The sequence below is a fragment of the Burkholderia sp. AU6039 genome, assembly GCF_002223365.1.
In the GTDB taxonomy this organism is placed as follows: Bacteria; Pseudomonadota; Gammaproteobacteria; order Burkholderiales; family Burkholderiaceae; genus Burkholderia.
Genome location: NZ_NKFK01000005.1, coordinates 1,039,652 through 1,052,607, shown reverse-complemented (window position 1 = coordinate 1,052,607; position 12,956 = coordinate 1,039,652). Strand labels below are relative to the sequence as shown.

8 protein-coding genes are annotated in these 12,956 nt (G+C 67.3%); 4 read left to right on the top strand and 4 right to left on the bottom strand.

The window, feature by feature from the left end; all coding sequences use genetic code 11:
- Nucleotides 1–102 precede the first annotated feature (102 nt).
- A complete protein-coding gene (locus CFB39_RS22555; protein ID WP_089474494.1) occupies nucleotides 103–1,278 on the top strand; it encodes an acyltransferase in 1,176 nt (391 codons plus the stop codon).
- 409 nt (nucleotides 1,279–1,687) lie between these two features.
- On the opposite strand, the gene CFB39_RS22550 is transcribed toward CFB39_RS22555, so the two are convergent.
- The 3 genes from CFB39_RS22550 to CFB39_RS22540 are packed head-to-tail and all read right to left on the bottom strand — an operon-like array spanning nucleotide 1,688 to nucleotide 7,835.
- Entirely contained in the window at nucleotides 1,688–4,153 is a 2,466-nt protein-coding gene (locus CFB39_RS22550; protein ID WP_179257718.1) for a glycosyltransferase family 4 protein, read from the bottom strand.
- Nucleotides 4,150–5,616 carry a flippase gene (locus CFB39_RS22545; RefSeq protein WP_089474492.1) on the bottom strand — a complete coding sequence of 489 codons (1,467 nt, stop codon included), beginning with the start codon at nucleotides 5,614–5,616 and terminating at the stop codon, nucleotides 4,150–4,152. The genes CFB39_RS22550 and CFB39_RS22545 overlap by 4 nt, the downstream gene beginning before the upstream one ends.
- A gap of 26 nt (nucleotides 5,617–5,642) precedes the next feature.
- The gene (locus CFB39_RS22540; RefSeq protein WP_179257749.1) at nucleotides 5,643–7,835 is read right to left on the bottom strand and encodes a hypothetical protein; all 2,193 of its coding nucleotides are present in this window, start codon (nucleotides 7,833–7,835) and stop codon (nucleotides 5,643–5,645) included.
- 499 nt (nucleotides 7,836–8,334) lie between these two features.
- Here CFB39_RS22540 and CFB39_RS22535 point away from each other — a divergent pair, with 499 nt between their 5' ends.
- From CFB39_RS22535 to CFB39_RS22525, 3 genes are read left to right on the top strand one after another with little or no spacing between them, the layout of a single operon-like run.
- Entirely contained in the window at nucleotides 8,335–9,399 is a 1,065-nt protein-coding gene (locus CFB39_RS22535; protein WP_089474490.1) for an acyltransferase, read from the top strand.
- A 35-nt stretch (nucleotides 9,400–9,434) separates the two neighbouring features.
- Nucleotides 9,435–10,481 (top strand): GDP-mannose 4,6-dehydratase, encoded by a 1,047-nt coding sequence (gene gmd / locus CFB39_RS22530; protein WP_089427932.1) that lies wholly within the window; start codon nucleotides 9,435–9,437, stop codon nucleotides 10,479–10,481.
- A complete protein-coding gene (locus CFB39_RS22525; protein ID WP_089474489.1) occupies nucleotides 10,468–11,439 on the top strand; it encodes an NAD-dependent epimerase/dehydratase family protein in 972 nt (323 codons plus the stop codon). The genes gmd and CFB39_RS22525 overlap by 14 nt, the downstream gene beginning before the upstream one ends.
- Nucleotides 11,440–11,548: 109 nt before the next feature.
- Here CFB39_RS22525 and CFB39_RS22520 read toward each other — a convergent pair whose 3' ends face one another.
- On the bottom strand, nucleotides 11,549–12,739 hold the full coding sequence (locus CFB39_RS22520; protein ID WP_089474488.1) for an O-succinylhomoserine sulfhydrylase: 1,191 nt from the start codon (nucleotides 12,737–12,739) through the stop codon (nucleotides 11,549–11,551).
- Nucleotides 12,740–12,956 lie beyond the last annotated feature (217 nt).

Sequence of the window (12,956 nt, the reverse complement as noted above, 5' to 3'; positions counted from 1 at the left end):
TTGCGATATTTCCCGGCGAGATTTTTTTATTCATTGATCGAATTCTTGCGCATTACGATTGGATGAAACTTCCCGTCCATCCGTCGCAAGGAATCGAATCGCATGCAAGCTTTCAGCGGATCGTCTCTGACCGCGCCGCCCGTCGCCGATCACAAGGAACACGTGATCGACGCGATGCGCGGCTTCGCGGCGCTGCTCGTCGCCTATTTCCACTGCCGCCAGGTCGTCTGGGTCGGCATGCAAAGCTTCCATCACGCTTACGGCCACGCGCTCACCCCGGGCGCGATCGCCGGCTACCTGACCTTCCCGTTCGCGTGGGGCTCCGCCGGCGTGCCGATCTTCTTCGTGATCAGCGGCTACTGCATCCATCGCAACGCGGCGCTCAAGCTCGCGGCCGATCCCGCCTACCGGCTCGACGCGCCGAACTTCTGGGTGCGCCGGTTCGCCCGCATCTACCCGGTGCTGCTCGCCGCGCTGCTGTTTACGCTCGCCCTCGACTCGGTCAGCCTGCAGATCGAGCCCGTCAGCCACAAGATCCGCGACGCCGGCCTCGTCGCGTTCCTCGTGAACCTGTTCTCGCTGCAGGGCGTCGCCGGCTACACGTACGGGTCGAACGGCGCGCTGTGGACGCTGTCGCTCGAAGTGCAGTTCTACGCGATCTACCCGCTGCTGTTCGCGATCCGCCGGCGCATCGGCATGCCGGCGGTCGTGGCCGCGGTCGCGCTCGTCAACGTCGCGTCGGCGTGGCTGCTCGAACGGCACGACCTGCAGTTCTTCACGTCGTACTGGCTGTCCTGGACGATCGGCGCGTGGATCGCCGACGTGCGCGCGCAGCCGGCCCGCGGCGCGGCCGCCGCGCCGTCGCGCGCGTGGTACGGCGCGGCCGCCGTGCTGCTGGCCGCCGGCTGCGGCGCGTTCCATTTCGGCCAGTACGGCGCGTTCCAGCTGTGGTCGGCCGGCTTCGCGTGCTTCCTGTACCGCGCGCTCGCCCGTCCTCCGCGCCCGACGCCGCCGCTGCGCGTGCTGAGCTGGTTCGGCGACTTCAGCTACTCGCTGTACCTGATCCACCTGCCGCTGTTCGTCTGCCTCGGCTCGGTGCTGTTCCATTCCGAGCTGCAGCTGTCGATCTGGCCGTCGTTCGCGTTCATGGCCGCCGCGATCCCGGTCGCGTATGTGTTCTACCGGATGTTCGAACGGCCCGCGATGACGTGGTCGGCCAGCTTCAAGCCGGCTCGCCCCGCTCGGGTCGTGACGACGGCACCCGAACGGGCTGTTTGATCCGGCCGGAACGCTTTCCCGAGCCCTCGCGCGGCGGTGCGCTGCGCGGGGGCTTTTTCATGGCCTGAGCGCGCCGGCATGCCGGGTTGGCGGGGGGTGGGTAGCCTTCGGGCGTCGGGCCGCGCTACGGCCCGCATGCGCCGCCCTCGACCGCCTTTCACCATCGGGACTGCCTGAGCGCGGCCTTCTGGCGTCACCTTCTGGCGTCACCTTCTGGCGTCACCTTCTGGCGTCGCCTTCTCGCGTCGCCAACCGCGCCGTCCCAATCAACGACCGGCCAAGCACGCGCCCCACGCGGCGCACAACAACCTGCCCACCACCCGCCCGACAAATGCCCCGGCGCTGAAAAACAAAGCCCTCACGCAGCACACCGCCGCATGAGGGCCCGTTTCCCGCCGGCTCGCGCCGCTTACCGCTTCTTCGCCTTCGCGGCCTTCGCCGTATCCGCGAGGATCTTCTCGACCCGCTCCACGTAGGTTTCGGTGCCGAACCGGCGCACCGCCGTCGCCCGCCCGCTCGCGACGAGCCGCTCGCGCAGCGCGCCGTCACGCTTCAGCGTAGCCAGCGCATCGCCCAGCGCGGCCGCATCGCCCGGCGCGCAGAGCAGCCCGTTGTCGCCGTCCTCGATGATCTCGACGACGCCGCCCGCGCGGGCCGCGACGACCGGCCGGCGCGCGAGCATCCCCTCGACGATCACGCGCCCGAACGGCTCGGGCGTGATCGACGTGTGCGCGACGACGTCGACCGCCGTCATGCAGGCGGCCACGTCGCGCTGGAATCCGAGGAAATGCACGCGCTCGTCCATCCCGTGCCGCGCGACGTATTCGTGCAGCTGCGCCGCGTATTCGTCCTCGCCGAACAGCGGCGCGCCGACCAGCACCACGTGCATGTCGGGATGCCGCGCGGCGGCTTCCAGCAGCACGTGCTGCCCCTTCCAGTGCGCGAGGCGGCTGAACGAACCGACGAGCCACGCGTTTTCGGGCAACCCGAGGCGCATGCGCAGCGCGGCCTGGCTGATGCCTTCCAGCGCGTCGAACGGCTCGGCCGAAATGCCGTTGAATACGACGTCGACGTGCTGCGGCGTGAAGCCCGTCAGCGTCCGGAACGCCTGTGCGGACGCATCGGAGTTCGCGATCACGCGTGTGATGCCGAGCCGCGCGCAGTACTTGATCGCCATCAACTGCTTGCTGCCGAAATGGTCGGTGCTGACGATGTCGCGCAGGTGCCACACCACCGGCTTGCGCGCGAGCCGCCCGGCCAGCGCGGCGACCACCATCGCGCGCTGCGTGTTCGCGTAGATCACCTCGGCACGGCGCGCGCGCCGCGCGACGTCGCGCACCAGCCGCACGAGCTGTTTCACCGCCCCGACCGACACGCCGCCCTGCTTGCGCACGCCCGCGAGCGCGCCCTGGTCGACCACGTCGACGCGCGCGCCGATCTCGTCGAGCGCCGCACGGAACGGGCCGTCGTCGAACAGCAGGACGTCGGCGTTCGCGCGCATGTGCTTCATGATCTCGAGCAGCGACAGCTCGGCGCCGCCGAGCACGCCGCTCTGGTCGAGCACGAGTGTCGCCGGGCCGCGCGCGGCCGGCATCGGCGCGATGGCCGTACCGCGCTGCGCGGTCGAGCCGGGCAGCGCCGCCTCCACATAGTCGAGGAAACGCCGCCGGAACGTATCGGCGGAAAACCGCTCCGCGTTCGTGCGGCAGGCGGTCGGCGTGAAGCGCTGCGGCGCACGCTCGAAATCGTCGACGGCCGCGACGATCGCGTGCGGCGTCTGTTCGTCGAAAAAGAGCCCGGTCGGGTTCAGGTCCGATTGCGGGTCGAGCACGGTTTCGAGCGCGCCGCCCTTGCCGTACGCGATCACCGGCGTGCCGCACGCCTGCGCCTCGACCACCGAGATCCCGAAATCCTCCTCGGCCGCGAATACGAACGCCTTCGCGCGCCGCATCCGGTCGTGCAGCACCGCGAACGGCTGGTAGCCCATGATCTCGACGTTCGGGCCGGCCTTCGCGCGGATCTTCTGCATCTCGGGGCCGTCGCCGATCACGACGAGCTTGCGCTCCGGCGTGCGCGAAAAGGCTTCGACGATCAGGTCGATCTTCTTGTACGGCACCATCCGCGACGCGGTCAGGTAGAAATCCTCCTTCTCCGCGTTCAGCGAAAACGCGTCGACGTCGACCGGCGGGAAGATCACCGCCGCGTCGCGGTGGTAGACCTTCTTGATGCGCCGCGCGATGAACGCGGAGTTCGCGACGAAACCGTCCACCGCGTTCGCGGTGCGCGTGTCCCAGTTGCGGATGTAATGCAGGATCATCCGCGCGAGCAGCGACTTCGGCCCGCGCGTGAGGTTCGACTGTTCCAGATACTGGTGCTGCAGATCCCACGCATAGCGGATCGGCGAATGCACGTAGCTGATGTGCACCTGGTCCGGACCCGTCAGCACGCCTTTCGCGACTGCATGGCTGCTCGAGATCACCAGGTCGTACTCCGACACGTCGAGCTGCTCGATCGCGAGCGGCATCAGCGGCAGGTAGCTGCGGTACTTGGTGCGCGCGAACAGCAGCTTCTGGATGAACGACGTCGTCACCGGCTTGCCGCGCACGAACGCGCGATCGTCGAGGAAGTCGACGAGGCTGAACAGGTCCGCGTCGGGAAAGCACGCGACGATCTGCTCGAGCACGCGTTCGGCACCCGCATAGGTGACGAGCCAGTCGTGGACGATCGCCACGCGCAGCGCGCGCGTCGGATGGCGCGCGCTGGCCCGTTCGGCCGGCAGCGCCCGGCGCAGCGCGGCGGCGTCGCCCGCTTCGGCCACGGCCGCATCGGCGGTGGCGAGATTCAATACGGCGTGTTCCGCCAGATCGCGATTCATACGGTTTTCCTCGCATTGAGACGGACAAACAGGTCGCGCACCAACGCACGCAGCCCCGGCGTCATCGTGAGCGACCACGCGACGTTCAACAGCAGCACGACCGCGCACATGCCGATCGACTCGACGAGCCCCGGCCACGCCTGCGCCAGGAACAGGCTCGCGAGCAGGAAGGCCAGGTGCGCGAGCATGTCGAGCACGATCGCGCGCATCCGGATCGCCGACAGGTACAGCAGCACGCCGTAGTCGACGAGCGCGCGCGCCGCGACGACCACCGCCGCGCCGATCAGCCCGAAGTGATGAATGCCGAACCACAGGCCGCCGACGAAGAACGGCATCTCGACGAGCCCGGCGAACGCCGCGCGGGCCGGGTTGACCTGCGACTGGATCAGGATCCGCGTGACGCTCGCCTGGCCGACGAGCCACACGCTGATCACCAGCACGCGGCCGACCGGCGCCGAATGCGCGGCGAGATCCGCGCCCACCCACAGCGTGAGGAACGGCGCGAGCGCGAAGATCGCGACGATGCCGACCGGCGTGAACACGCCGTTCAGGAATTCGAGCGACTGGCGCGCGAGCGTGTCCGCATGGTCGCGGCCCACCGCCGACAGGCGCGGGAACAGCGTGCGCACCAGCGCATTCGGCAGCATGTTCAGGCGCGTGACGAGGTTCTGCGGCACCGTGTAGTAGGTGACGAACTTCGCGCCCATGCCGGCGCCGAGCATCACGCGGTCGAGCGTGTCGGCGATCATGCTCGTCGTGCTCGCGATCAGCATCCAGCCGCCGAAGTTGAACAGCCCTTTCGCGGTGCCCCACTGCGGCGGATCGATGCGCCGGATCCCGAGCACCTTGATGCTGGCCTGGCCGAGCATCACCGCCGCGATCAGGCGCGCGACGACCGCTGCCGCGAGCACCGTCTGCAGGTTCGGCGCGATCCACCACGCGGCGCCGAGCGGCAGCAGCTGGAACAGGAACGTGCCGATCGTCTGGTTCGTGTTGAACACGCCGAAGCGTTCGGCGCCGTTGATCGCGCCGGCGAACACCCATGACACGTTCGCCAGCGGAATCGCGAGCGCGAGCCACGGCAGCGCGAGATACACCTCGTGCTGCATCGCCGCCGACACCTTCGTGAAGTACGCGGTGTAGACGAACGCGCCGAAATAGATCAGCAGCCCGCCCACGATGCCGGTGCCGAGGTTCAGCCAGAACGCGCTCCAGAACACGCGCGCGCTTTCGTCGGCGTTGCCGCTCGCGAGCGCCTTCGAGATGTGGTTCTGCGCGGCCATGCTCATCCCGAGATCGAGGATCCCGAAATAGCCGATCAGCGTCCACACGAGGCTGACGACGCCGTAGCGTTCGACGCCGAGCGCGTGGATATAGGCGGGCACCGTCACCAGCGACACGAAGGTCGGCAGGATCAGCCCGATGAAGTTGATCGAAACGTTCTTGAGTATGCCTTTGTCCATGCTTCTGCCTTGTGTGACGTCGCCCGTCACGGTTTCCAGCGATACATCAGCACCTTGCCGCGTGCGTCTTCCTCGACGAACACGAGGTACTCGCCGTTCTCGCGCCGGAACGCGCTGATGCCGAACGGCACGTCGACCCAGCCGGAGGCCTTGCCGACCTCGGCGCCCGGGCTCATCACGCCCACTTCCTTGCCGGTTTCCTTGTCGTACACGTGGATCTTGCCGACCGGCTCCACCCCGAACAGGTAGCGGCCCTCGGCCGTGAGCCCGATCAGGTCGAAGATCGGCTTCGCGTCGAGCTGCCACGGCAGCGCGACCTGGTAACGCACGACCGGCGAACCCGTCGACCACTTGTCGAAGCGGATCAGCACGCGCCCCACTTCCTTGTTGATGCCCGGCTGCGGCGGCGCGTCGGCCGTGTAGCCGGTCACGTACAGCGTGTCGGTCTGCGGCTCGTAGATCGCGCGGCGCAACTGTGTGAACGGCTGCGGCATCGGATAGGTCGTGACCTTGTCGTACGAGTAGATCGGGTTGCCGGCCTTGTCGACGCCGCCGTACTGGAAGCGGTGGATGCCGCGCACGTCGCTGGTGCGCCAGATGTCGCCCTTCGTGTCGACCCACCAGCCCCAGCCGCCCGCCTTCGCCTTGCCCGTCGTGTTGATCTCGGCCTCGTCGGCATCGATCCGGCCGTTGCCGTTCGCGTCGCGCCACAGCCAGTCGCCGCCCGGCGGCTTGTTCGGCACCTTGTCGACCGGTCGCGCACGCCCCGCGATCAGGCCCGACGGAATCGCGACCTCACCGTCGCGCTTCGCGTCGAAGCGGTAGATCTTCAGGTGATCGGCGTACATGTCGGTCAGGTACAGGAACGTGCGGCCATCGAGACGCCGTGCGAACGGCATGCCGGGATACTGGTCCGTGTGGAACACGGGATCGTCCGGATACTTGAAGCGGTTCGACAGGAAGCCGACGTATTTCCAGTCCTGGCCCGGCGGTTTCGACAGGTCGAGCTCGAAGCGCTTGTTGCCCGTGTACACGCTGTTCGGCCGCGCCGGGTCGAGCCACGCGCCGTCGACGAACAGCAGCCCCTGCACCTGCCAGCGCTGCTTGCCGTCCGGCGTGTAGCTTTCGAGCACCGCGCCGAGCCCTGCACCGATGGTGTCGTGGCGCGGCCCGATGCCGTTCATCGACACGTAGATGTTGCCCGCGCGGTCGACCCCGACACCCGTCAGCCCGTTGAACCGCTGCGGCCCCGGCCGGCCCGGCACCGGGCCCGCGAAGATGCCGCCGCGCTCGCCGAGCGTGCCCGACTGCGCATAGCCCTTGCCGCCTTTCGAGAAGATCAGGATCTGCTGGCGCGGCCCGTTGTCCGCGACGAGCACACGCCCTTTCGCGTCGACGGCCACGTCCACCGCGTCGGTGCCTTCCGGCAGCGCGGGCGCGTCGTCGAGCTTGCGGCCGTCCGCGCGCACGTGCACGAGGTGCGCGGGCCCGTTGATCGTGTCCGTGAGCAACCACAGCGTGCCGTCGCCCGCGAGCGCGAGGCGGCCCGGCTCGTGCGCGCTCCACGTGCCCTTCTGCTGCATCGTCTCCGCGTCGTATACGTCCACCGCGTCGCGCGACGGATTCGTCGCGAACAGCGTCTTGTCGTCGGCCGCGAGGCCGCCGACTTCCGCCTTCTGCTCGCCCACTTCCGAACGCGCAGGCGCCGCCACCTCGTTCATCATCATGAAGCTCGCGGCCATCCGCGCGCGACCGGTGTCCGCGCGGCCGCCCGGCGCGACCTGCGGCGCCGCGCGGAACGGCGCGGGCTGCTTCAGGTCGCCGATCGTGCGACGCGAGATGCCGAACCACTGCTTGCCCTTGTCCGGCCAGATGCCGGGCGACTGCAGGTGGCCGCGCTCGTTGCCGACACCGATCGCGACATACGCGTACTTGCTGTTCACCGCGATCGCGCTGCCGCCGAGATTGCCCCAGCCGTGCGTGCCGCCGGCGAAGCCGAGCATCTTCCCGTCCTGGTAGACGCTCGCCTCGGCCCCGCTCTCGTCCCACGGCGCATTCGTATACACCTTGCCTTCAGGCGTCACCGCAATCGCGCGGATGTCGATCTGCGTCCAGCTGCCGTCGCCATAGCCGAACGTATTGCCGATCCACGACGTCGTCGCGGGCAACACCGTTTCGGCCGGTGCGGCGCCCGTCAGCAGCGTCGCGCACACCGTCATGCCTACCAGAATCAGACGTCGCAATGCGCTTCTCCAGACTTGATGCAACAACGACCGGGCCGCCGGAAGAACTGCCGCCGGCGCACCCTGTCGCTAAATGGGTTTCAAACGTCGCGATGCAGGTTACAAGCAAAAATAATCACAAGAAATTTGGAAATATTTGGGGATGTTTCCGCGTGAAATATCGAACCGGAACAGCGCCGAAAAGGCGCCCGAAAGCGGCAATAACGACCGCCTTTCGATTTCCGTCCCGTAGAAAATTCCGCCTTCCACCGCCTGACGGGGCCGTCCGGGCGCCTACCTTTCACCCGGCGACAGAAATAATCGGCATTTGAATATTTGCCGTCAGATAAATGACGCGCGTTTTTTTGCCGATTTCTTTTCCCTAGAATCGATTTCGATTCGATATTTCATTTAATGGCATGCATTACGTTCACGTTTACGCATCGGATGTGCGACACGCCCCGGCTCACGCCGCGCGTCGCGAAGGAGCGGCGCGATGACGGGCATCTCGCGACCCGCGGACCTCACCCCGCCGCAACACGGCCGCATCGTTCAGCTCGACGGGCTGCGCGCGATCGCGGTGGGCGCCGTGTTCCTGCAGCACGCGCTGAAGGCGCCGCTCTGGATGGGCGTCGACCTGTTCTTCGTGCTGAGCGGGCTGCTGATCACCGGCATCCTGCTCGATCGCAAGGCGCGCGGGCAGTCGTACTTCAGCCACTTCTACGCACGCCGCGTGCGTCGCATCCTGCCGCCGTACGTGCTGCTGCTGGTGGTGTCGACGCTCCTGTTCGGCGCGGGCTGGCTGCCGCACTGGCCGTGGTTCGCGTTCTTCTCGACCAACATCGGGCTGTCGCTCGGCAGCATCGGCCATGACAGCCTGAACGTGCTGTGGTCGCTCGCGGTCGAGGAGCAGTTCTATATCTTCTGGCCGTTCGTGGTGCTGTGGTGCTCGGAGCGCGCGCTGCTGTGGGTCGCCGCCGCGCTGATCGTCGCGGCCCCCGTGCTGCGCGCGATCGCGACGCCGTGGTTCGACTCGTTCTGGCCGATCTACTACCTGACGCCGTTCCGCATGGACCTGCTCGCCGCGGGCGCGCTGCTCGCGATCGTGCTGCGCCGCGACCGGCGCGCGCTCGAGCCGTTCTATCCGCTCGCGATCGTCGGCGCGCTCGTGTCGCTCGCGATCCTCGGCTGGCTGCACCTGTCGTTCCCGCGCTTTCGCGCCGCGAACACGCCGCTGTCGAATGCCGCGCTCTACAGCATCTCGCTGCTGCTGTGCACGTCGATCGTCGTGATCGCGCTGCGCGGCCGCGGCCTCGTGCAGCGCGTGCTGACGAACCCGATGCTCGTCTACGTCGGCACCGTCAGCTACACCGTGTACCTGATCCACCTCAGCGTGCTGTACGCGCTGTGGCCGCTGCACCTGAACCGCTTCGTCACGGCCGCGCTGGCGCTCGCGATCACGCTCGCGTACGCGACCGTGAGCTGGTACGGCTTCGAACGGCGCCTGACGCGCGGCCCCGCACGTCGCGCGCTGCCGGCCGCCGCCGGCACGACCGCCTGAATTTCATCATCCATCGTTTCTACCAGGACAACGTCATGAGCCAAACTCGCAAGAAGGCCATCATCACCGGGATCTCGGGGCAAGACGGCGCCTATCTGACCAAGCTGCTGCTCGACAAGGGCTACGAGGTCACCGGCACCTACCGCCGCACCAGCTCGGTGAATTTCTGGCGCATCGCCGAGCTCGGCGTCGACACGCACCCGAATCTCACGCTCGTCGAGCACGACCTGACCGACGCCGGCTCGAGCCTGCGCCTGCTCGAACGCACGCAGCCCGACGAGCTGTACAACCTCGCCGCGCAGAGCTTCGTCGGCGTGTCGTTCGACCAGCCGGCGACGACCGCCGAAGTGACGGGCCTGGGTCCGTTGAACCTGCTCGAGGCGATCCGCGTCGTGAGCCCGAAGACGCGCTTCTACCAGGCGTCGACCTCCGAGATGTTCGGCAAGGTGCAATCGATTCCGCAGACGGAAGCGACCTCGTTCTATCCGCGCAGCCCGTACGGCGTCGCGAAGCTGTACGCGCACTGGATGACGGTGAACTACCGCGAGTCGTACGGCCTGTTCGGCAGCAGCGGCATCCTGTTCAACCACGAGTCGCCGCTGCGTGGCCGCGAGTTCGTCACGCGCAAGATCACCGACACCATCGCGAAGATCAAGCTCGGCAAGGCGACCCGCCTCGAGCTCGGCAACCTCGACGCGAAGCGCGACTGGGGCTTCGCACTCGAGTACGTCGAAGGCATGTGGCGCATGCTGCAGGCCGACGAACCCGATACCTATGTGCTGGCAACCAACCGCACCGAGACCGTACGCGACTTCGTGCGGATGGCGTTCGCGGCGGCTGGCTATCAGATCGAGTGGACCGGCAAGGGCGAGCAGGAGCGCGGCCTCGACGCGGCGACCGGCAATGTGCTCGTGGAAGTGAATCCGAAGTTCTACCGCCCTGCCGAGGTCGACCTGCTGATCGGCTGCGCGGACAAGGCTAAAGCCAAACTCGGCTGGGAACCGAAGACGACGCTCGAACAACTTTGCCAGATGATGGTCGAAGCGGATTTGACGCGGAATCAACACCATGACACGTTCTGAAGCCGGACGCCCGTCGCGCCGTGCATTCGTCACCGGCCTGACGGGCTTCACCGGCCGCTACATGGCCGAACGCCTGCAGGCGGCCGGCTATGAGGTCTGGGGCACGGTCGCGCCCGGCACGGCACGGCCCGACGATCCGGCTTTCGCGCACTGCACGCTGCTGCCCGTCGACCTGCTCGATGCGGATGCGATGCGCGCGGCGGCCGCCGACGCGCGGCCCGATGCGGTCGTGCATCTCGCCGCCCGCGCGCACGTCGCGCAGGACGAGCCGTCGCAAACTTACGCGGTCAACATCGTCGGCACGCGCAACCTGCTGGCCGCGCTCGCGGGCCTCGACCGCCGCCCGTCGGCCGTGCTGCTCGCCAGCAGCGCGAACATCTACGGCAACTCGACGGCCGGCGTGCTCGACGAAACCGTCGCCCCGGCCCCGGCGAACGACTACGCGGTCAGCAAGCTCGCGATGGAATACGCGGCAAAGCTATGGTCCGACCGGCTGCCGATCGTGATCGCGCGGCCGTTCAACTACACGGGCGTCGGCCAGAGCGATGCCTACCTGCTGCCGAAGCTCGTCGCGCACTACGCGCGCAACGCACCGCGCATCTCGCTCGGCAATCTCGACGTGAGCCGCGATTTCTCCGACGTGCGCGACGTGACGGCCGCGTACCTGAAGCTGGTCGAGGCCGCACCGGCCGGCGAGACGTTCAACGTCTGCTCGGAGCGCGCGTATTCGCTGAAGGAAGTGCTGGCGATGCTGTCGCGCATCGCCGGTTACGTGATCGACGTGACGATCGATCCGCGTTTCGTGCGGCACAACGAGGTGAAGCGCCTGAGCGGGTCGCGCGACAAGCTGCGGCGCGCGGTGGGCGAGCTGCCCGTCACGCCGCTCGACGAAACGCTGCGATGGATGGTGGAGGCGATGCGCAACGACGCGCATGCGGACGGGCATCCCGCCGGGTAAGCCGGGCGATTTGCATCGACACCAAAACGAAGGGCCGGTCACGCAAGCGACCGGCCCTTCGTCCATGTGTCACGTCAAATCACGTCACGACATGCGTGACGTGCCGCGCTCAGCCTTCCAGCCCGCGCGCGAGATCCTTGCGCAGGTCGCCCGCGTCTTCGAGGCCGACCGACAACCGGATCAGCCCTTCGCTGATCCCTGCCGCCGCGCGCGCTTCCGGCGTGATGCGGCCGTGCGTGGTCGTCGCCGGATGCGTAATGGTCGTGCGCGTATCGCCGAGGTTGCCGGTGATCGAGATCAGCTTCGTGTTGTCGATCACGCGCCACGCATTCGCGCGCTGCTGCTCGGGCGTGTCGCCCTTCAGCTCGAACGACAGGATCGACCCTCCCGCCTTCTGCTGACGCTTCGCGAGTTCGTGCTGCGGATGCGACTCGAGGCCCGGGTGAAACACGCGCGCAACCGACGGATGCGTATCGAGCCAGCGTGCGATTTCCAGCGCATTCGCCGATTGCTTCTCGACGCGCAGCGACAGCGTCTCCATCCCCTTCAGCAGCACCCACGCGTTGAACGCCGACAGCGTCGGGCCCGCGCTGCGCACGAACGGGAACACCTTGCCCATGATGAATTCCTTCGAGCCGACCAGCGCGCCGCCGAGCACGCGGCCCTGCCCGTCGAGGAATTTCGTCGCCGAGTGCATCACGACGTCCGCGCCGAGCTTCAGCGGCTGCTGCAGCACCGGGCTGCAGAAACAGTTGTCGACGACGAACAGCGCATTCGATGCCTTCGCGATCTTGCCGATCGCCTCGATGTCCGCGAGTTCGGTCAGCGGGTTCGACGGCGTCTCGAGGAAAAACATCTTCGTTTCCGGACGCACGGCTTCCTTCCATGCGTTCAGGTCGGTCGGGTCGACGAAGGTCGTCGTGATCCCGAACTTGCTGAAGATCTGCGAGAACATCCCGAGCGTCGAGCCGAACAGGCTGCGCGAGCTGACGAGGTGGTCGCCGGCCTGCAGCGCGGCCATCACGACCGACATGATCGCGGCCATCCCCGACGCCGTCGCGATGCACGCCTCGCCGCCCTCGAGCGCCGCGAGACGCTCCTGGAACATCGTGACGGTCGGGTTCGTGAAGCGCGAATAGGTGAAGTAGTCTTCCGAATTCGCGAAGCGCTCGGCCGCGTCGGCCGCGCTCTGGAAGCAGAAGCTCGACGTGAGGAACAGCGCTTCCGAGTGCTCGTTGAAGTCGCTGCGCAGCGTGCCCGCGCGCACGGCAAGCGTGTCGAAGTTGAGGGAGTCGTCCATGTTCCGTTTTCCGTATTCGATGGTCGCGCGAATGGCGCGAACCCAGTCAAAACCAGGCCAAAACAAAAAGCCCGCTATGCGTCGGCATCAGCGGGCTTCGGTGCGGTACGACAGCGATCGACTCGGGCCGGTTGCCACCGGCCTTCGCTTTAGCTGTTTTGGGAAGTCGCCCCGCGTCCGCAAGCTGATATCAAATCGACGCAAGGCCACATCCTAT